This window comes from Duganella sp. HH101, assembly GCF_001758795.1.
Taxonomy (GTDB): Bacteria; Pseudomonadota; Gammaproteobacteria; order Burkholderiales; family Burkholderiaceae_D; genus Rugamonas; species Rugamonas rivuli.
Genome location: NZ_LRON01000004.1, coordinates 219,807 through 239,174 on the forward strand (window position 1 = coordinate 219,807; position 19,368 = coordinate 239,174).

At 65.3% G+C, this 19,368-nt stretch carries 17 protein-coding genes; 8 read left to right on the plus strand and 9 right to left on the minus strand.

Annotated elements, in window-relative coordinates:
- Positions 1-23 precede the first annotated feature (23 nt).
- The gene (locus tag DUGA2_RS08500; RefSeq protein WP_070268705.1) at positions 24-1,181 is read left to right on the plus strand and encodes a PA0069 family radical SAM protein; all 1,158 of its coding nucleotides are present in this window, start codon (positions 24-26) and stop codon (positions 1,179-1,181) included.
- Here the strand turns inward: DUGA2_RS08500 and DUGA2_RS08505 are convergent.
- Positions 1,173-1,856: an O-methyltransferase gene (locus tag DUGA2_RS08505; protein WP_070268707.1), complete on the minus strand. Its 684-nt coding sequence runs from the start codon at positions 1,854-1,856 to the stop codon at positions 1,173-1,175. The genes DUGA2_RS08500 and DUGA2_RS08505 overlap by 9 nt on opposite strands.
- A 79-nt stretch (positions 1,857-1,935) precedes the next feature.
- Between DUGA2_RS08505 and DUGA2_RS08510 the strand changes: the two genes are divergently transcribed.
- Complete coding sequence (locus tag DUGA2_RS08510; RefSeq protein ID WP_070268709.1) at positions 1,936-2,562, plus strand: TetR family transcriptional regulator; 627 nt, start codon at positions 1,936-1,938, stop codon at positions 2,560-2,562.
- On the opposite strand, the gene DUGA2_RS08515 is transcribed toward DUGA2_RS08510, so the two are convergent.
- Positions 2,559-3,125, minus strand: coding sequence for a gamma-glutamylcyclotransferase (locus DUGA2_RS08515; protein WP_070268711.1), 567 nt, complete (start codon positions 3,123-3,125; stop codon positions 2,559-2,561). The two genes, DUGA2_RS08510 and DUGA2_RS08515, sit on opposite strands and share 4 nt — an antisense overlap.
- An 18-nt stretch (positions 3,126-3,143) precedes the next feature.
- Positions 3,144-4,058 (minus strand): LysR family transcriptional regulator, encoded by a 915-nt coding sequence (locus DUGA2_RS08520; RefSeq protein ID WP_070268713.1) that lies wholly within the window; start codon positions 4,056-4,058, stop codon positions 3,144-3,146.
- An 89-nt stretch (positions 4,059-4,147) separates the two neighbouring features.
- Here DUGA2_RS08520 and DUGA2_RS08525 point away from each other — a divergent pair, with 89 nt between their 5' ends.
- Genes DUGA2_RS08525 through maiA form a run of 4 tightly spaced genes read left to right on the plus strand, consistent with a single transcriptional unit; the run spans position 4,148 to position 7,709 of the window.
- Positions 4,148-4,684: a VOC family protein gene (locus tag DUGA2_RS08525; RefSeq protein WP_070268715.1), complete on the plus strand. Its 537-nt coding sequence runs from the start codon at positions 4,148-4,150 to the stop codon at positions 4,682-4,684.
- Positions 4,681-5,703, plus strand: coding sequence for a fumarylacetoacetate hydrolase family protein (locus DUGA2_RS08530; RefSeq protein ID WP_070268716.1), 1,023 nt, complete (start codon positions 4,681-4,683; stop codon positions 5,701-5,703). The genes DUGA2_RS08525 and DUGA2_RS08530 overlap by 4 nt, the downstream gene beginning before the upstream one ends.
- A 27-nt stretch (positions 5,704-5,730) precedes the next feature.
- Positions 5,731-7,068, plus strand: a complete 1,338-nt coding sequence (locus tag DUGA2_RS08535; protein WP_070268717.1) for an MFS transporter — start codon at positions 5,731-5,733, stop codon at positions 7,066-7,068.
- Positions 7,065-7,709 carry a maleylacetoacetate isomerase gene (gene maiA / locus DUGA2_RS08540; RefSeq protein WP_070268720.1) on the plus strand — a complete coding sequence of 215 codons (645 nt, stop codon included), beginning with the start codon at positions 7,065-7,067 and terminating at the stop codon, positions 7,707-7,709. The genes DUGA2_RS08535 and maiA overlap by 4 nt, the downstream gene beginning before the upstream one ends.
- A 12-nt stretch (positions 7,710-7,721) precedes the next feature.
- Here maiA and DUGA2_RS08545 read toward each other — a convergent pair whose 3' ends face one another.
- The 6 genes from DUGA2_RS08545 to DUGA2_RS08570 all read right to left on the minus strand — a co-directional run bounded on the left by DUGA2_RS08545 (position 7,722) and on the right by DUGA2_RS08570 (position 15,979).
- On the minus strand, positions 7,722-9,764 hold the full coding sequence (locus DUGA2_RS08545) for a TonB-dependent siderophore receptor (RefSeq protein ID WP_070268723.1): 2,043 nt from the start codon (positions 9,762-9,764) through the stop codon (positions 7,722-7,724).
- Between the two features lie 124 nt (positions 9,765-9,888).
- Complete coding sequence (locus DUGA2_RS08550; RefSeq protein ID WP_229214634.1) at positions 9,889-11,562, minus strand: sensor domain-containing diguanylate cyclase; 1,674 nt, start codon at positions 11,560-11,562, stop codon at positions 9,889-9,891.
- Positions 11,563-11,720: 158 nt separating this feature from the next.
- Positions 11,721-12,887: an ABC transporter permease gene (locus DUGA2_RS08555; RefSeq protein WP_070268727.1), complete on the minus strand. Its 1,167-nt coding sequence runs from the start codon at positions 12,885-12,887 to the stop codon at positions 11,721-11,723.
- Entirely contained in the window at positions 12,884-14,041 is a 1,158-nt protein-coding gene (locus tag DUGA2_RS08560; RefSeq protein WP_008450525.1) for an ABC transporter permease, read from the minus strand. The genes DUGA2_RS08555 and DUGA2_RS08560 overlap by 4 nt, the downstream gene beginning before the upstream one ends.
- A 4-nt stretch (positions 14,042-14,045) precedes the next feature.
- Positions 14,046-14,744 carry an ABC transporter ATP-binding protein gene (locus DUGA2_RS08565; RefSeq protein WP_070268729.1) on the minus strand — a complete coding sequence of 233 codons (699 nt, stop codon included), beginning with the start codon at positions 14,742-14,744 and terminating at the stop codon, positions 14,046-14,048.
- 14 nt (positions 14,745-14,758) lie between these two features.
- Entirely contained in the window at positions 14,759-15,979 is a 1,221-nt protein-coding gene (locus tag DUGA2_RS08570; RefSeq protein WP_070269087.1) for an efflux RND transporter periplasmic adaptor subunit, read from the minus strand.
- 144 nt (positions 15,980-16,123) lie between these two features.
- Between DUGA2_RS08570 and DUGA2_RS08575 the strand changes: the two genes are divergently transcribed.
- Positions 16,124-17,941 carry a diguanylate cyclase gene (locus DUGA2_RS08575; RefSeq protein ID WP_229214635.1) on the plus strand — a complete coding sequence of 606 codons (1,818 nt, stop codon included), beginning with the start codon at positions 16,124-16,126 and terminating at the stop codon, positions 17,939-17,941.
- Positions 17,942-18,056: 115 nt separating this feature from the next.
- Positions 18,057-19,355: a glucoamylase family protein gene (locus DUGA2_RS08580; RefSeq protein ID WP_070268735.1), complete on the plus strand. Its 1,299-nt coding sequence runs from the start codon at positions 18,057-18,059 to the stop codon at positions 19,353-19,355.
- Positions 19,356-19,368: the final 13 nt, after the last annotated feature.

The following is a 19,368-nucleotide window of genomic DNA, read 5'->3' on the forward strand; positions in this document are numbered from 1 at the left end:
GTATACAGTAGTTTGGTGCCGCCATGTCCCACGATGAAAACAACCATGAACAAGTGATGCTGCCGCCTCCTTCGCTGAAGGCGCAAAAAGGCCGTGGCGCGGTGTCGAACCTACAGGGCCGGTTCGAGGTCAACGCCCGCGTCGCCTACGACGATGGCTGGGAGCGTGAAGAGGAAGAACCCTCCGCATTGAAGACCGTGGTCACGGACGAATACTGCAAATCCATCCTCAGCCGCAACGCCTCGCCGGACTTGCCGTTCAGCGTATCGCTGAATCCGTACCGGGGCTGCGAACACGGATGCATTTACTGCTTCGCGCGGCCAACGCACAGCTACCTCGGCCTGTCGCCGGGCATGGATTTCGAGAGCAAGATCTTCGCCAAGGTCAACGCGCCGGAAGTGCTGCGGCGCGAGTTGGCCAAGGCTGCCTACGAGCCGTCCGCGATCGCCCTCGGCGTCAACACGGACGCCTACCAGCCCTGCGAGCGCGAACGCAAACTCACGCGCCGCGTGCTGGAGGTTTTACAAGAATGCCAGCACCCGGTAGGGCTGATCACCAAGTCCTCGCTGATCGAGCGCGATATCGACATCCTGTCTGCCATGGCGGCCCGGCAGCAGGCCGGCGTCGCCATCACGCTGACCACGCTGGACCCGGCCGTCTCGCGCACGCTGGAGCCGCGCGCCGCCGCACCGGCCCGCCGCCTGCGCACGATACGCACGCTGACCGACGCCGGCATCCCGGTCGCGGTCAGCATCGCGCCGATTATCCCCTTCGTCACGGAACCCGACCTGGAGCGCATCCTGGAAGCGGTCAAGGAAGCCGGCGCCGTCAGCGCCCACTACACCGTGCTGCGCCTGCCGTGGGAAGTGGCGCCCTTGTTCCAGCAATGGCTGCAGGCGCACTTTCCCGATCGCGCCAAGCGGGTGATGAACCGTGTGCGCGAGATGCGCGGCGGCAAAGACTACGACAGCGACTTCGGCGCCCGCATGAAAGGCGAGGGCGTATGGGCCGAGCTGATACGCCAGCGCTTCAAGATCGCCACCGAGCGTCTCGACCTGACAGGGCGCGGCAGCCGCTTCCACAACATGGACGCGTCGCAGTTCACGCGGCCGCTGGTGGTGCCGCCGCTGGGCGCGCGCGCCAAGGCGGCGGCCGCAGCGGGACAGATGGATTTATTCTGACGCGTCCACCACACCTGTGTAGACGGAGAGCTCAACATCGTCCGCGAACGGCATCGACATGAAGCCCGATGCTGGCGAACGCACCATCGCTACGTAGTCCGGGTTGTAGTCGGCGTTGTCGGCGACGATGATCGCGCCCGGGCGCAGCCTGCTTTGCACCAGCGCCAGGATCTCTGGGTAGAGCGCCTTGGCGCCGTCGAGCAGCAGCAGGTCGATGCGCTCGGGCAGGTCGGTGGCCAGTGTTTCCAGCGCATCGCCGGCGCGGATTTCCACCAGGTCGAGCAGGCCGCCGGCGATCAGGTTGTCGCGCGCCCGCTCCACCTTGGACAGCTCGAACTCGGTGGTGATCAAGCGGCCGCCGCCGTTGTCGCGCAGGGCGGAAGCAAGGTACAAAGTCGAGAGGCCGAACGACGTGCCGAACTCGATGATGTTGCGCGCGTTGCTGCTGCGCGCCAGCATGTACAGCAGCGCGCCGGTCTCGCGCGATACCGGCAACGGCGCATCCTTCAGGCGATGGTAGAGATTGAGGTACTCGGTCTTGCTGCGCATCAGGCGTTCGCGTTCGTCCTTGGTCAGTTCGGCGACGGCAGGGATGTCGGCGATGCGCACGGCGGCAGTCTCTTCGAACAAGCGGTCGAGCAGGGCGGCAACGGGTTGGGAGGTCAGGGTAGTCATGCTGGATTCCTTTAGAAGTAAGAACGGATATAATATGAAGAATCCTTCATGTTTCCAATTCGCGTTCCCGCTCCCTGCCATGACAGATAGCCCCAAAGCCTCGATCTCCCCGCGCAGAAAGCCGAAACAGGCTCGCTCCGCCGACCTGGTTTCCGCGATACTGGAGGCGGCTATTCAGGTTTTGGCGAAGGAGGGCGTGCGCCGCTTCACCACCACGCGGGTGGCGGAGCGGGCGGGCGTGAGCGTGGGCTCGGTGTATCAGTACTTTCCGAACAAGGCGTCCATCCTGTTCCGGCTGCAAGCGGATGAGTGGCGGCAGACCACGGAAATGCTGATCAACATCCTGCAAGAAAAGCAGAAGCCGCCGCTGGAACGGCTGCGCGCGCTGGTGCACGCCTTCCTGCGCTCGGAAGTGGAAGAGGCTGAAGTCCGCACTGCGCTCAACGATGCCGCGCCTTACTACCGCGACAGTCCAGAAGCCCACGAGACGCGCTCGGAGGTCGACGGCATCATGAATGCCTTCATGCTGGAAGCCCTGCCATCGGTCACGGACAGCGTGCGAGCCCTGGCGGGCGACCTCGTCATGACGACCTTCGGTTCAGTCGGCAAACAGTTTTCGGAAACACCGCGTACGGAGGAGGAAACCCACGCCTACTCGGAAGCGCTGGCCGACATGCTGTGCGCGTATCTCGCCAGCCTCAACTAGTCCTTCAACGCCGCCAGGTGGCGTTCGATCTCGAACACGTGCTGATCGTGGCGGCCCAGTTCGCGCAGCGCGTTGGCCAAGTGGTTGAGGTAGTCGCTGTTCGGCCCGCTCGGTCCGGCTGAACGGGCGATGTGGCGCGCGATCTCCTGTTCGGAGGCTGCACCGAGGAAGGCCGTATTGTCCGGCGTGGCGATGTAGACCAGGCCTTCCACGCTGTCACCCTCTTCGAACGCGATGGCGATCGCCAGCCGCAGATAGCCGTTCTTTTCGCGGTGGTCCAGGTGGGCGAACACTTCCGGCGTGATCAGGTAGGCCATGCCGTGGCAGATGGCGCCGGCCTCTTCGATAATGGTAACAACCCGTCCCGGCGCGTCCGGCGTGCCGCGATGGTCGTGCGAACCTTGCCAGAAGCGCCGCGTCCAGTTGGCGATGCTGGCCGGGCGGCGTTCAAGGTAGGGGAAGTCGGCCTTGTAAATCAGGGAACCGTAGCCGAACAGCCAGACGCTGTGGTGGCCGTCGAACTGGTCCATCTGCTGATTGATGGCGATGGTATCTGCTGTCATAGGTCAATTATAAGACGATCAGCCCTGCGGCACATTCCACTGATGGGCCGCCGCAAACTCCTGCAGGAAGGCGACGAAGCTTTCGGCCGCCGGCGACAGCGCCCGCGCATTGCGGGTGTAGACGAAAAAGCGCCGCGTCAGCGCCGGCGATTCCAATGGCCGCATCTGCAAGCCGTAGAGCTGCACCATTTTTTCCGCGTACGGCAGGCACACCGTGATGCCGAGGCGCGCGTGCACCATGGCCAGCGCGGTGGTCATGAAGGTCACTTCGTTGTACGGGCTCAGCGATTGTTCGCGGAAGGACGCGTGCATGTCGCGCAGCAGCCGTTCGGTGAACTGCCCCTGCAGCGAAATCAGCGGGAACTCGTTGACGTCGGCCCAGGTGATGCGCTTGCGCTGCTCCAGCGGATGGCCGGGCGGATATACCACCACGAAGGGCATCTCGAACAAGGGCTGCGCTTCGATCTCGGCCGTGGTGTCGCGGTCCGGGCCGATGCCGAAGTCGGCCTCGCCGCTGAACACCCGCGCCGACACCATCTCCACCGGGCTGTCGGCCAGCCACACCTGCACGTCCGGATAGCGCGCCTTGTAGGCGGCGATCACCTCGGGTATCAGCGTGCAGGACAGCATCTGCGGCGCCGCCACCCGCACCGAACCCTGCTTGAGCGCCTTGCGGCTGGCGATGTCGGCCATGGCCCGGTCCAGGTCTTGCAGCATCTTCTCGAACAGCGGCGTCAGCTCGCGGCCGATCTCGGACAGCTGCGCTTTGCGCGTGGTACGCTCGACGACGCGCACGCCCAGCATCTGTTCCAGCTCCTTGATCTGCCCGCTGAGCGCGGACTGCGTCACATTGAGATGCTCGGCGGCCAGCGTAAAGCTGCCGGTTTTGGCGAGCGCCACCAGGGCGCGCATCTGGCGCAAACTAGGATTCATCGGAAAACCTGATAAGTGAGCTGAAAAATATCGTTTGTATGATATCTGAAATTCGCATTTAATGCGGAATGACCGAGTTGGAGACAAACATGAAAATCAAGCAAATACACCACGTGGCCTACCGCTGCATCGACGCCAAGCAGACCGTCGAGTGGTACGTCAAACACCTGAACATGGACTTCGTGCTGGCCATCGCCGAAGACGAAGTGCCGTCCACCAAGGCGCCGGACCCGTATATGCACGTGTTCCTGGACGCCGGCCACGGCAACGTGCTGGCCTTCTTCGAGCTGCCGACGCAGGCGCCGATGGACCGCGACCACAACACCCCGGCCTGGGTGCAGCACCTGGCGATGGAGGTCGAGACCATGGACGAACTGCTGGCCGCCAAGGAGCGCCTGGTCGCCGCCGGCATCAGCGTGATCGGCCCGATCAACCACACCATCTTCAAATCGATCTACTTCTTCGACCCGAACGGCCACCGCCTGGAACTGGCGGTCAACACCGGCACGCCGGAGATGATGCAAAAGCTCGACGCCGTCAAATGGGAGATGCTGGAAGAGTGGTCGCAAACCCGCAAGGCGCCCAAGCACGCCGCCTGGATGCACGCACCGGAGGTGAAAGCATGAAGCTCGCAACCCTGAAAGACGGCAGCCGCGATGGCCGCCTGGTGGTGGTCAGCCGCGACCTGTCGCGCTACCAGCACGTACCGAAAATCTCCGCCACGCTGCAGCACGCGCTGGACAACTGGGAGTTGGTGTCGCCACGCCTGGAGCAGGTCTACGCCACGCTGAACGCAGGCGAAGCCGTCGACACCCATCCGTTCGACCAGCATTACTGCCACTCGCCGCTGCCGCGTGCCTATCAATGGGCCGACGGTTCCGCCTACATCAACCACGTTGAACTGGTGCGCAAGGCGCGCAACGCCGAAGTGCCTGCTTCGTTCTACACCGACCCGCTGATGTACCAGGGCGGCTCGGACAGCTTCATCGGCCCGCGCGATCCGATCTTCGCGCTGTCGGAAGAATGGGGCATCGACCTGGAGGCCGAAGTAGCCGTCATCACCGGCGACGTGCGCATGGGCGCCAGCGTTGAAGACAGCGCCAAGGCGATCCGCCTGGTCATGCTGGTCAACGACGTCTCGCTGCGCAACCTGATTCCGAACGAACTGGCCAAGGGCTTCGGCTTCTTCCAGTCCAAGGCCGCCAGCGCGTTCTCGCCGGTGGCGGTCACGCCGGACGAACTGGGCGCGCACTGGGCCGACACCAAGCTGCACCTGCCGCTGCTGGTCGATCTGAACCAGCAGCCTTTCGGCAAGCCGAACGCCGGCGAAGACATGACCTTCAACTTCGCGCAACTGGTGGCGCATGCCGCCGCCACGCGTGAGCTGGCGGCCGGCACCATCATCGGTTCCGGCACGGTGTCGAACAAGCAGGGCAGCCTGCATGGATCCAGCATCGCCAACGGCGGCGTGGGTTACTGCTGCCTGGCCGAGGTGCGCATGTACGAGACCATCGAGAGCGGCAAGCCGCAGACCGGCTTCCTCAAGTTCGGCGACAGCGTGCGCATCGAGATGCACGACGAGCATGGCGCCAGCATCTTCGGCGCCATCGAACAAACCGTCACGCACTACCAAGAGCGCAGCTAAAGCGCCGGCGAGGCAGGAGGAGACAAGATGGAACAACAAGTAGATATCCCCGCACTCATCGACAACAACAAGATCAGCGCCTTCCAGATCGGCGTGTATCTGCTGTGCGGCCTGTGCATCCTGATGGACGGTTTCGACGTGCAGGCGATGGGCTACGTGGCGCCGGCCATCATCCAGGAATGGCATGTCAGCAAAGCCAGCCTGGGGCCGGTGTTCGGCGCCGGCCTGCTTGGCATGCTGGTCGGTTCGCTGGTGTTCAGCGTGATGGCGGACAAGATAGGCCGTCGTCCGGTGCTGATCGGCGCGACCATGTTCTTCTCGGTCTGCATGTTGCTGACTCCTTCCTGCACCACGCTGGAACAGCTGCAATGGCTGCGCTTCGTCACCGGCGTCGGCCTCGGCGCCATCATGCCCAACGTGATGGCGCTGGCCGGCGAGTACAGCCCGCTGCGCCGCCGCGTCACGCTGATGATGCTGGTGTCCTGCGGCTTCACCGTGGGCGCCGTAGTGGGCGGCCTGGCCTCGGCCGCGCTGATTCCTTCGTACGGCTGGCAGTCGGTGTTCTACGTCGGCGGCGTGCTGCCGCTGGCGATCGGCGTGCTGATGATCTTCATGCTGCCGGAGTCGATGCAGTACGTGGTCCTGAGCGGCAAGCGCGTCGAGCGCGTGGCGCAGTGGCTGCGCCGCATCGATCCAACGTCCACCGTGCATGCGGGCAGCCGCTACCTGGTGCACGAGAAGACCGGCAAGCGCGGCTCCGTGGCGGAGCTGTTCCGCGAAGGCCGCGCGCGCACCACCGTGCTGCTTTGGCTGGTCAACTTCCTCAACCTGCTCAACCTGTACTTCCTGTCGAACTGGCTGCCGACCATCCTCAAGGACGCCGGCATGTCGACCAGCATGGCGGTATTGGCCGGCACCATCCTGCCTATCGGCGGCACCATCGGCACGCTGATGATGGGTCAACTGATCGACCGCTCCAGCTTCCGCCGCGTGCTGATACCTGGCTTCCTGGTGGCGTCCGTGGCGATCGTGCTGATCGGCCGTCCGGAAGCGTCGCTGGCCTTCCTGTTCCTGGCGATCCTGGTGGCGGGCTTCTGCATCGTCGGCGGCCAGCCGGCCGTGAACGCGCTGGCGGCCAACTACTATCCGACCACGCTGCGCTCGACCGGCATCGGCTGGAGCCTGGGCGTGGGCCGCGTCGGCTCCATCATCGGCCCGGTGCTGGGCGGTGAACTGATACGCATGAACTGGCCGAACAGCACCATCTTCGTCATCGCCGCCGTGCCGGCGCTGCTGTCGGCGGTCATGCTGTGGATGATGGACCGTCCGCAGCCGGCCCAAATTTTTGAACGAGAACTTGCATGAAGCTTTATACCTACTTCCGCAGCACCGCCGCCTACCGCGTGCGCATTGCGCTGAACCTGAAAGGCCTGGCCTACGAGGCCTTGCCGGTGCACCTGCTGCGCAACGGCGGCGAACAGCTGGCCGACGCCTACCGCGCCGTCAATCCATCGGCGCTGCTGCCGACGCTGGACGATGACGGCAGCGTGATCGGCCAGTCGCTGGCCATCATCGAATACCTGGAAGAGACGCGCCCGCAAGTGCCGCTGCTGCCAAGCGCCGCCGCCGACCGCGCCCGCGTGCGCGCGCTGGCGCTGACGGTGGCCGCCGACACGCACCCGCTGGGCAACCTGCGCGTGTTGAAGTATCTGAAGGGGGAGTTGAACGTCAGCGAAGAGGTCAAGCTGCAATGGCAGCGGCATTGGCTGGGCGCCGGCATGGCGACGCTGGAGCGCTTGCTGGCGGACGACCCGCGCACGGGCCGCTACTGCCATGGCGATACACCGACGCTGGCCGATTGCTGCCTGGTGCCGCAGGTGTTCGGCGCCCAGCGCTTCGGCGTGGACCTGGCGCCGTATCCGACAGTGATGCGCATCTTCGACGCCTGCGCCGAGCTGCCTGCCTTCCAGCAGGCGCACCCGTCGCAGCAGCCGGACGCCGAATAGGCGCCTGCAGGATCAGAACCGGCTGGTCAGCGTCACGCTTGCATTGCGCGACGCGCCCGGCTGGATCTGCACGTTGTTGATGGCCGATTCGTAGAAGCGCGCGTTGCCGACGTTGTTCAACTTGAAGCGCACCTCATACTGCTTGCCGCGATAGCCTATCGCCGCATCCACGCGGCCGTAGCCGGGCAGCTGCACGGCGTTGTCCGACAGCGCGAACTGGCTGCCGCTGAGCAGCACGCCCAGGCCCGCGCTCCACGCGCCGCCCAACTCCTGGTCCACCCACAGCGATGCGCGTTGGCGCGGCGTCATCTCCGCCCGATTGCCGCTCGGGATATCGTTGGATGCGACGATGCGCGCATCGTTGTAGGTGTAGGATGCGTTCAGGCGACCGCCTTGCCACAGCGTGCCTTGCAGCTCCAGCTCAACGCCCTGGTTGCGCTGTTTGCCGACCTGTAGCTGGCGCAGGCCTGCCGGATCGGACGGGTCCAGCGTCAGCTGATTGCGCTGCTCGATGCGGAACAGCGCGGCGGTGGTGGAGAAGCGGCCGCCCAGCCATTCCTGCTTGTAGCCCACTTCCTGCAAATCCGTCTGCAACGGCTTGACCTGCGACAGCGGCGTGCTGCCGGTGTACAGCAGGTCGCCGCCGCCTGGCTGCGACGAGCGGCTCAGGTTCAGATACCACGACTGTCCGTCCAGCGGCTGGTACACCAGGCCCGCGCGCGGCGAGACAACGTTATCAGTGCGTTCGCTGAACACCTTGGCCAGGCGATTGTCCTGCTCCTGCTGGAAGCGGTCGAAGCGCACGCCAGCCAGTGCCTTCCACTGCGGCGCGATGCTGATCTGGTCCTGCAGGTACAGCGCCCGGGTCTTGGCCGTGAACGCGTTGTTCAGCGATACCGGCAGGGTGCTCAGGGCAGGCGCAGGCAGCACATGCTGCGGCGCGTACAGGTTCACGGGAAAGGCGATGCCGGTCTGCGCGGTGACGACATCGCGCTTCTGGTCCGACAGCTCCAAGCCGACCAGCAGCGCATGCTGGTCCAGCGTGTACGCCAACTCGGTTTGGTTGATCAGGTTGCGCTGCGTCTGCGGGAAGTAGGTGATCTGGCGCGACACGGTCTTGTCGGCGTTGACGCGGCGGTTGCGTGTGTTCACGCCTTCAAGTTCCGTGCGGCTGTACTGGAAGGTGTTTTCCAGCTTCAGCCGGTCGTTGAAGCGGTGTTCCAGCTTGGCCTTCGCCATGTCGCTGTCGGTGCGGGTGTAGTCGTAGCTTTCGCCGTAGTAGGTCGAAGGCGGTACATCGACCGGCCGGCCCGCCAGCGACGGCACGCCGCGATCCGGCGTGCGGTCTTCGCGTTGTACCTCGGCTTGCAGCAGCAGCGAGGTTGCCGGCGACAGTGCAAACTTCAGCGAAGGCGCCAGCAGCTTGCGCGTGTGTTCGACCACATCGCGATAGCTGTCGCCGCTATCGTACACGGCGATCAGGCGGCCATCGATGCCGCCGCCCAGGGCGCCGCCGGCATCGACGCTCGCGCGCCGTTCGTTATCCGACGCCACCGTGGCGGAGACTTCGGTTTCCTGCCTGGCGCGCGGCTGCTTGCTGACGCGGTTGATCAGGCCACCGGCCGAACCGCGCCCATACAGCGCCGCAGCGGCGCCCTTGATCACTTCGATCTTCTCCACCGTCGCCAGGTCGCGCGAGTACAGCGTGTCGTCGCGCACGCCATCGAGGCTGGCGTCGCGCAGCGAGTAAAAGCCGCGGATGTAGAACTCATCGCGCCGGCCTTCGCCTTGGCCGGCCACCACGCTGCTGACATAGTCCAGCGCGTCCTTGCTGGTCAACGCGGCGCGGTTGCGCAGATTTTCCTGGCTCACGATGCTGACCGATTGCGGCGCGTCGAGCAGGCTGCCCTGGGTCTTGGCGCCGGCGGCGGCGCCGGCCAGGCCATCGCTGGCGCCGGTCACGACGACCTGCTGCATGGTCTGGATGTCTTCCGCATGGGCGTTGAAAAAGAGGCCTGCCAGCAGCAGGGGGACTGGTTTGAGAACGGTTTTCATTGAGCGGGGAAGTGGTTGTGTAAAAAGCGGCACAACCTTATCTTGCAAAAACGCAAATGTCAATGCAAATGATAATGATTCGCGTTAAGTTGTTGTGGCGATGCCGTCAGGCGCGGCCGCCGCGTCAGGCGCTGACCACCCGGTCGCGCCCTTCGTGCTTGGCCTGGTACAGCGCCTTGTCGGCCCGCGATATCAGCGAGGAGGCGCTGTCCGGCGGCCCCTCCGGCAGCGATGCCGCCACGCCGATGCTGACGGTGAGCGCGATCTGCTCGCCGTTGTCGCCCTCGATGCGCAGCGCCGCCACATCGCAGCGCAGCCGTTCGGCGGCGCCGCTGGCGACATCGACATCGGTCTCCGGCATCAGCAACACGAACTCCTCGCCGCCGAAGCGCGACGCCATGTCGATATTGCGCATGCCGCCCGCCAGCGCCCGCGCGACCGCCACGATGGCGCGGTCGCCCGCCTCGTGGCCGTAGATGTCGTTGACGTTCTTGAAGTGGTCGATGTCGACCATCAGCAGCGACAGCGGATGCTTGAAGCGGCGGCTGCGTTCCAGCTCCTTGTTGATCTGCTCCGTCATGCGGCGGCGGTTGCCGATGCCGGTCAGCGGGTCGGTGGTGGCCAGCTGTTCGAGCTTGGTGTTGGCCACCATCAGTTCCAAAGTGCGCTGAAGTACGCGTGCTTCCAGCTGGTTGCGTTCATCGTGCAGCGCGCACAGCGTCTGGCGGCGGCTGCGCAGCGCCACGATCAGCGCCGAGATCAATATCCCCTCCAGCACGATCAGCGTGGCGCCGGCCAGGATCTGCCACAGGTATTGTTCGAACACGCTCTGCGGCCGGTTGACCCACTGCGCCGTCGGCGGAATATTTTGCAGGTGGAAGCGCTGCACCGCGCCGTAGTCGAACAGGTAGCCGGGGATGCCGGCGATGTCGGGCGGCTGCTGCATCAGGATCTTGGCGATGGCGCGGCCGATGCGCTCGGCGCTGACCACATAGCCGCCGACCACGCCGGGCACCACGATGGCTTCCCAGTTGGTGAAGATCGGCACCTGCGTGGTGGCCGCCAGCTGGCGCGCGATGTCCACCGGCCGGCGCCGCGCGCCGGTGCTGTCGTGATAGGTCGGCAGCAGGAAGATGGCGCTGCCCGGCCGCAGCAGCGCCGCCTGGCGGAAGATCTCGGCGTAGCTCAGCTGGTCCCAGTATTCAAAGCTCATCTGTCTGGCGTAGTTGCCGGCCACCTGGCGCACGCCGTTCACCGATTCCTGGATGCGCTCCGTGCTGTCGCCGATCACCACCACGTGCCGCACATCCGGCGCCACCTGCGGGATGATGCCGATGGTGCGGCCGAAGTCTGCCTGCACCTGGTAGGCGATGCCGTCGGGCGGCTGCCAGTTCAGGCGTCCATGGTTCAGGTAGTGGCGCGGCACGCCGCGGAACAGGCCGGGGCGCTCGCTGAGGAAGCGGGCCGCCACATAGTTTTCGGTGATGATGGCGTCGAACTGGATGTGCGCGTACTTGGTGCGCAGGTACTGCTCCATGCCGGCCTGCGCCTGCTCGTCGCCGACGCGCACGGCGTCGAAGCGCTCCTCGAAGATGCCCAGCGCCGACGTCAGGTTCTTGTCGGCCAGTTCTGCGGACAGGCCCTTGTGGATCAGGCGCTGCCAGGCCGACGCCGAATCGGCGCCCAGCGAATACAGCACCAGCACCTTGCGCTCCCTGGCCGCCCAGGACGGCGCCGGCAGCGCCAGGATCAGCAGCGCGCAGCACAGCAGCAGCCGGTGCCAGAGTTGGCGCGGCATCGCGGCTAACGGGGCAGGTGGGCGGTCCGGGGGCGGCATGATCGGCGGTGTATCCGAAGGCAAAAAAGCATGGGCAGCGAAATTTGCATTCAAGCAAGTCTAACATGCTTTCTTTTCACTACTGTTGCTTGGCCGGTACATATCGCCCCGCCTTTTTTTCATGCGGCCCGCAGTGCGTCGACGATTTTCATGCGGGCCGCGCGCAGCGCCGGCAGGAAGCCGCCGACCACGCCCATCGCCAGCGAAAACATGAGCGTTTTGACCACGATGGCGGGCGTCAGCCGGAAGCCGAAGGCCAGCTCGGAGAAGGACTGGAAATTGGTGGTCGAGAAGGACAGGAACTGCATCAGCGAGGCGCAGGCCAGGCCCAGCGCGCCGCCCACCACCGCCAGCAGCATGGACTCGGCCAGGAAGGCGGCCAGGATGCTGCGGCGCTGGAAGCCCAATGCGCGCAAGGTGCCGATCTCGCCGACGCGGTTGGCGACCGAGGCGTACATGGTGATGGTGGCGCCTATCATCGCGCCGATCGAGAAGATCACCGACAGGATCAGCCCCAGCACGCTGATGAAGGTGGACAGCGCCTTCGACTGGTCCGAGTAGAAGGTCTGTTCGCGCTTGGCGTCCAGCGTCAGGCGCTGATCGCTTTCGATGTCCTTCTTGAAACCGTCGAACAGCGAAGTGTCGGCCAGCCGCAGCACCATGGCCGAATAGGCGTTGCGGCGGAAGGCCGGCATCAACTGGTCGGCGTCGCCCCAGATCTCGGAATCGAAGCCGCTGTTGCCGGCGTCGAACAGGCCGACCACGGTCCATTCGCGCTGGCCGAAGCGCAGCTTCTCGCCGATGCCTGCGCCCTCGAAGCGGCGCGCGATGCTGGCGCCGGCGATGATCTCGGAAGCGCCGGTACGGAACATGCGGCCTGCCGTCAGCCTGACCTGCGGCCGCAACATCATGCCGCGCTGCGAGATGCCGCGGATGATGACGTTGGACGGCTTGGCCGAGCCGCGCTTGTTGAGCGAGATGAGCACCACGGTTTCTTTCGACAGCATCGGCTGGCCGTCGGCGCCGCGCGCGATGGCCGGATGGCTGGAGGCCACGCTGGCCTGGGTGCGGTCGATGCCGCTCTGTACTTCGGTGTCGGCCGAGCGGCGTATCAGGATCACGTTGTCGTATTCGCCGGTCGTCACCATGGTGTTGCGCAGGCCTTCGTCCAGCATCAGCACCGTGGCGAACACGAACACCACCAGCGCCAGGCCGGCGCCGGTCAGCGCGGTGGTCAGGCGGCGGGCCCACAGGTTGCGCGCCACGTAGGAAATAGGAATCTTCAACCTATGCTCCTCAAGCCGTCGACGATGTTGATGCGCACCGCGCGCACGGTCGGCGCGATGGCGGCCACGGCGCCGATGGCCAGCGCCGCCAGCACCTGCTGGATAACCGTCAGCTGCGACACTTCGAACACCGGGAACATGGTGCCCATCACCTTGCCGAGGAAGGCGGCGAACGGGAACAGGATGACGATGCCGATGGCCGCGCCGAAGGCCGACAGCAGCAGCGATTCGCCGAAGATCATCAGCGCCAGGAAGCCGGGGCCGAAGCCCAGCGCCTTCAGCGTGGCGTACTCGCCGAGCCGCTCGCGCGCGCTCATGGCCATGGTGTTGGCCATCACCGCTGCGATAATGATGATGACCACGAACGACACCACGCGGATCGCCACCACGATGGCCTCCGACATCGACACAAAGCCCAGCTGGAAGGCTTTCTCGGTTTCGGTCAGCGTCTCGGCCAGCGAGTTGGCGAACTCCTTGTCCACTGCGGCCGAGATGGCGGCGGCGTTTTCCGGCTGGTCGATCTGCACCACGTACACGCCGATCTGGTTGGCGCGGCGCGGCGCCACCTTCTTCATCGTCTCGTTGACGTAGTCCCAGTGGAAGAACAGGGTGGCGGTGTTGGTGGTGCTCTGCTTGCCGTCGTAGATGCCGCGCACCACCAGCTCCCAGTTGCCGGGATAGATGGTGCCCTTGAGCGGAATGATGTCGCCCACCTTGAAGCCGTATTGGTCGGCCAGCTTGCGGCCGACGATGCAGCCCTTGCGGTCGCGCAGGAAGGCGGCGCGGTCGTCGGGAGGCAGCAGGTAGTCGGGGTAGATGTTCAGGTAGGTGTCGCCGGAGATGGCGAACTGCGCGAAGAAGTTCTTCGGATCCTTGTACGTGCCCTGGAACCAGTTGGCGAAGCCGACGCCGGATACGCCGGGCACCGCGCGGATGCGCGCCTGGTAGGACAGCGGCAGCGGGAACACCAGCGAGGTCTTGTTGCGCGTGACGAGCGTGGTGTTGGACGCGCCCTCGGCGCCGGCGTACCACGCGTCCACCACCGTTTGCAGCAGGCCGAAGGAAAAGATCGCCACCACCAGGCCGAGGATGGTCAGCGAGGTGCGCAGCTTGTGGCGCATGGTGTTCTTGAAGATCAGCCGCAGCGTGTACATGGCGTTACGCGTGCACGGCCGGCAGGCCGTCGAGCAGTTCGCCCTTTTCGAGATGGATCATGGTGCGCGCCTGCGCCGCCGCGTGGGCGTCGTGCGTCACCATGATGATGGTCTTGCCCAGCTGCTGGTTCAGCTGCTGCAGCAGGGCCAGGATCTCGGTGGCCGAGTTCCGATCCAGGTCGCCGGTCGGTTCGTCTGCCACGATGATCGCCGGGTCGGTGACGATGGCGCGGGCGATGGCCACGCGCTGCTGCTGGCCGCCGGACAGTTCGTTCGGCGTGTGGTCCATGCGGTCGGCCAGGTTGACCATCTCCAGCGTCAGCTCGACGCGCTCGCGCCGTTCGCGCCGCGACAGGGGCGTGAGCAGCAGCGGCAGCTCGACGTTCTCGAACGCCGACAGCACCGGCATCAGGTTATAGAACTGGAAGATGAAGCCGACGTTGGCCGCGCGCCAGTGCGCCAGGTCGGTCTCGCCCATGCCGGCGATATCGAGGCCGGCGATGCGCAGTATGCCGCGATCCGGCTTGTCGATGCCGGCGATCAGGTTGAGCAGCGTGCTCTTGCCGGAGCCGGAAGGCCCCATCAGCGCGGTGAAGTCGCCGGCCGGTATCGCCAGGCTGATATCGCGCAGCACCTCCACCACCTGGTCGCCGCGGCGGTAGGACTTGACCAGGTGTTCTATCAGTACCAGTGGTTCGCTCACGCTTTTTTCCCCGCTTATTTTTTCGCCAGGCTGACAAGGGCGCCGTCGTGCAGCTTGGCGTCCGGCGCCAGCACCACCTTGTCGCCGGGCCTGATGCCTTTGACTTCGGTGAGCTCGCCGATCTTGCGGCCCTGCGTGACGGCGACCTGCCTGACCTTGTCGCCTTCGAGCAGGAACACCACCGGCTTGCCGTCGCGCGTGACGATGGCGGCCGGCTGCACGGCTGTCACGGCCTTCCTGTCCTCCGGCGGCACGGCCTTGGACAGGAAGGCCACCTTGGCGCTCATGTCAGGCAGCACGCGTGGATCGTGGTCGACGAAGCGCACCTTGACCAGCAAGGTCGCCTTGCTGCGGTCCATGGTCGGCACCATGCGCGAGACGGTACCGGCCAGGTGCAGCTCGGGGAAGGCGTCGAGCAGGATTTCGGTCGGCTGGTCCGCGCGGATCTTGCTCAGGTTGGACTCGGAGACATCGGCTTCCACTTCAAGCGTATCCATGTCGGCGATGGTGACGACAGCGCCCTTGCTGTCGGCGGCGGAAGAGAAGGGCGTGATGTTGTCGCCGACGTTGGCGTTCTTGGTCAGGATCACGCCGTCGAACGGGGCGCGGATCACGGTCTGGTCCAGCGCCACCTGGGCGACCTGCGCGTTGGCCCTGGCGGCGGCGATGGCGGCGTTGTAGCCGGAGATATTGGCCTTGGCCTTGGTCAGCCGCGCCTGCGCGGTGTCGTAGGCGGAGGCGGTGATGAATTTCTGGTTGAGCAGTTCGGCAGTGCGCTTGAAGTTGGCCTGGGCGTCGAGCAGCTCGGCCTGTCCCTGTTCCAGATTGGCTTGCGCCACCTTGACGTTGGCCTGGGCCTGGCCCAGCGTGGCGCTGACGTCGCGGTTCTCCAGCCGCGCGATCACCTCGTCCTTTTTGACCTTGCTGCCTTCGAGCACGCCCAGCCACTCCAGCCGGCCGGTGGCCTTGGACGACAGCGCCGCCTTGCGCTGCGCCACCACGTAGCCGGTGGCGTTGAGCAGGGTGTAGCTCTGCGACGGCCAGGTCTGCGCGACGGTGACGGTGTCCACGCTGGCCTTGCTGCCGAACTGGCCCATGGCGACCTTGCCGCCGATGCCGGCGACGATCACCGCCAGCGCGATCTTGATCCAGCGGCGGCGTTTGGAGCGCTGGCCCGGTACCTGGGTGGTGGCGCCGCGCTCGATTTTCAGACGGGAGATGTCGGGAGTCGCCACAAAAGCCTCGCAGGGTTCGGAGTGCATATAAGTTGACAGGAAGGTTAGCAAATAGTGCTAGAAAATTTCAATCGCCGCAAGTTGAATTGCAGTAACATATCGTGCATGACTTGGAATACTTTGACTCTGCCGCGGTCCCTGCTGTTGTCCCTGCTTTTGCTTCTGGTGTTGTCGCTGCACGGCGCGGCGCAGGCCAACGATATCGTCGACGCCAGCGCGCTCCCGCGCGGCACGCTGGTGCTGACCTCGCACCTGGATGTGCTCGAAGATCCGGCGCAACAGCTCACCATCGATGACGTGCTGGCCGCCGGCGCGCGCTTCCAGGCAAGCGGCCAGGCCGACGAGGCGCTCAGTTTCGGCTACACGCGTTCGGCCTACTGGCTGCGGCTGGACTTGCGCAATCCCGGCGCCGCGCCGCTGCAGCGCATGCTGGAGATCAGCAATGCCCGCCTGAGTTCGATCACCCTGTACACCCTCGGCGCCGACGGCCGCTACCGGGCGCTGCACACGGGCAGCGCGCAGCCGTATGCGACGCGCCCATATCACAACCGCTATTTCGTTTTTCCGCTGGAGCTGGCGGCGCATTCGCAGCAGGTGGTCTACCTGCGCATCGCCTCCAACGGCGCCAAGCTGATCCCCGCGCGGCTGTGGTCGCCCGAGGCTTACCTGGCCTACGAGGGCCAGGACTATCTGCTGCAAGGCGTCTACTTCGGCATGGCGCTGGCGATGATGCTGTTCAACCTGGTGCTGTTCGCCACGCTGGGCGACCGGCTCTACTTGATGTATGTGGCTTTTGTCGGCTGCGTCGCGCTGGGCCTGGCGGGGCAGAACGGCCTCGCGCATGAGTGGCTGTGGCCGGGCGCGCAGGGGGCGTGGCCGAACCTGGCGGCGTCCATCCTGTTCTCGCTGTCGGCCGCGCTGCTGCTGGTGTTCATGCGCAGCATGCTGGGCACGCGCACGCTGGTGCCGCGGCTGGACAAGGTGCTGCTGGCCTTGCTGGCTTTCTTCGTGCTGTCGCCGGTGGCCATGGTGGTGTTCTACACGTACGTCGCCCGGCCGATCACCACCATCTGGAGCGTGGCTTCGCCGCTGATCATGATCGTCAGCCTGGTTTGCGCTTACAAGCGTTCGCGCAGCGCCTACTATTTCAGCGGCGCGTTCTTCGTGCTCCTGATCGGCAATATGAGCAGCTCGCTGGCGGCGATGGCGCTGCTGCCGCACAATCTGCTGACCAATCACGGCAGCCAGATCGGCTCGGCCTGCGAGATGATGCTGCTGGCCTTCGCGCTGGCCGACCGCGTCCACGTCATGCGGCGCGAGAAGGCCGAGGCCCGGCGCGCCGCCTACGAAGCCCAGTCCAGCCTGATCGCCAGCCTGCAATCGTCGGAGCGGCTGCTGGAAGAACGGGTAGCGCAGCGCACCTCGGAACTGAACGAAGCCAATGCGCGCCTGGCGGAGTTGAGTATGACGGATAGCCTGACCGGCATCGCCAATCGCCGCCGCTTCGATCTTGTGCTGGCGACGGAATGGTCGCGCGCGGCGCGGCTGGAGCGGCCGCTGGCGGTGGGCTTGCTGGATATCGATTTCTTCAAGCGCTACAACGACCACTATGGCCATCAGGACGGCGACGCATGCCTGCGCCGCGTGGCCGCCGAATTCGCGGCCCAGTTGCAACGCACCGGCGACATGGTGGCGCGCTACGGTGGCGAAGAGTTCGCGTTCATCGCCCCGGCCACCGACGCCGACAGCGCACTGACCATCGCCCGCCGCGTGTGCGAGGCGCTGGAGGCGCTGGCCCTGCCGCACGCGCAGGCGCCGGGCGGCATGCTGACGGTCAGCATCGGCGTGGCCGCATGGACACCCAAGGCCGGCGAATCGGCCGAACAGCTGCTGCGCGCCGCCGACGCCGCGCTCTACCGCGCCAAGCAGCTGGGCCGTAATCGCGCCGAGCTGGATGCCTGATGCCGCCATTCGTGCGCTGATGCACATACGCAGGCGGAGCCTTGTGACAGCATGAGGTTTTCGTATTGCCGTGCACGCCATGACCACAATGCCGCCTGTTGAGCGCTCTCCCAGCATGATCGATGCAGCCGCGCTGCAGCTGTTGACCGAGATGCAGAAGGATTCGTTTGAATACTTCATCCACGAAATCAATCCGGCCAACGGCCTGATACGCGACAAGACCGAACCCGGCTGGCCGGCCAGCATCGCCGCCGTCGGCATGGCGTTGACCGCTTACACGATAGGCGTCGAGCGCGGCTGCATGCCGCGCAGCGAGGCCGTGCTGCGCACGCTGACCACCTTGCGCTTCTTCGCCAACAGCGAGCAAAGCGACGCGCCCGGCGCCACCGGCTACAAAGGCTTTTACTATCACTTCCTCGACATGGAGAGCGGGGCGCGGGCCGGGAAGTGCGAGCTGTCCAGCATCGACACCGCGCTGCTGATCGCCGGCATGCTGACGGCGGCCGAATACTTCAGCGGCGAGTCGGCCGGCGAGCAGGAGATCCGCGAACTGGCGCACATGCTGTACCGGCGTGTGGACTGGCAGTGGATGCGCCGGCGCAAGGCGCTGCTGTGCCACGGCTGGAAACCGGAGACGGGTTTCCTGCGCTGGCACTGGGAAGGGTACGACGAGGCGTTGATACTCTACGTGCTGGCGCTGGGATCGCCCACCTTTCCCATCGGGCGCGAAAGCTACGACGCCTGGGCCAGCACCTACGAATGGAAATCGGTATACGGCATCGATTATCTGTACGCGGGGCCGTTGTTCATCCACCAGATGTCGCACATCTGGCTGGACCTGCGCGGCATCCGCGACGACTTCATGCGCCAACACGACCTCGATTATTTCGAAAACAGCCGCCGCGCGGTCTACGTCCAACAGCGCTATGCGATCGAGAACCCGCTCGGCTTTCCGGATTACGGCGCGCTATGCTGGGGCATCACGGCCAGCGACGGCCCCGGCCCGACCACCCGCAAGATCGGCGGCGTGCAGCGCAAGTTCTACGACTACGTCGGGCGCGGCGCTCCCTACGGCCCCGACGACGGCACGGTGGCGCCATGGGCGGTGGCGGCCTCGCTGCCGTTCGCGCCGGAGCTGGTGCTGCCCAGCATCGCGTATTTTCAGGACCTGCAACTGTGCGAGGCTAATCCCTACGGCTTCAAGGCGTCGTTCTCGACGATTTTCCATCTGTGCGAGAGCGGCTGCCGGCGCTGGGTGTCGCCCTACCATTTCGGCATCAACGAAGGGCCGACCGTCATCATGGTGGAAAACCATCTAAACGATTTCCCCTGGAGCCTGCTGCGGCGTAACACCTACCTGCGCAATGGATTGCAAAACGCCGGCTTCAGCGGCGGCTGGCTCGACGGCCAGTAATTCGGCCTGTGGG

Coding starts and splice junctions, on each gene's coding strand:
- DUGA2_RS08500 (WP_070268705.1), top strand. CDS start 24: ATGTCCCACGATGAAAACAACCATGAACAAGTGATGCTGCCGCCTCCT.
- DUGA2_RS08505 (WP_070268707.1), bottom strand. CDS start 1,856: ATGACTACCCTGACCTCCCAACCCGTTGCCGCCCTGCTCGACCGCTTG.
- DUGA2_RS08510 (WP_070268709.1), top strand. CDS start 1,936: ATGACAGATAGCCCCAAAGCCTCGATCTCCCCGCGCAGAAAGCCGAAA.
- DUGA2_RS08515 (WP_070268711.1), bottom strand. CDS start 3,125: ATGACAGCAGATACCATCGCCATCAATCAGCAGATGGACCAGTTCGAC.
- DUGA2_RS08520 (WP_070268713.1), bottom strand. CDS start 4,058: ATGAATCCTAGTTTGCGCCAGATGCGCGCCCTGGTGGCGCTCGCCAAA.
- DUGA2_RS08525 (WP_070268715.1), top strand. CDS start 4,148: ATGAAAATCAAGCAAATACACCACGTGGCCTACCGCTGCATCGACGCC.
- DUGA2_RS08530 (WP_070268716.1), top strand. CDS start 4,681: ATGAAGCTCGCAACCCTGAAAGACGGCAGCCGCGATGGCCGCCTGGTG.
- DUGA2_RS08535 (WP_070268717.1), top strand. CDS start 5,731: ATGGAACAACAAGTAGATATCCCCGCACTCATCGACAACAACAAGATC.
- maiA (WP_070268720.1), top strand. CDS start 7,065: ATGAAGCTTTATACCTACTTCCGCAGCACCGCCGCCTACCGCGTGCGC.
- DUGA2_RS08545 (WP_070268723.1), bottom strand. CDS start 9,764: ATGAAAACCGTTCTCAAACCAGTCCCCCTGCTGCTGGCAGGCCTCTTT.
- DUGA2_RS08550 (WP_229214634.1), bottom strand. CDS start 11,562: ATGCCGCGCCAACTCTGGCACCGGCTGCTGCTGTGCTGCGCGCTGCTG.
- DUGA2_RS08560 (WP_008450525.1), bottom strand. CDS start 14,041: ATGTACACGCTGCGGCTGATCTTCAAGAACACCATGCGCCACAAGCTG.
- DUGA2_RS08580 (WP_070268735.1), top strand. CDS start 18,057: ATGATCGATGCAGCCGCGCTGCAGCTGTTGACCGAGATGCAGAAGGAT.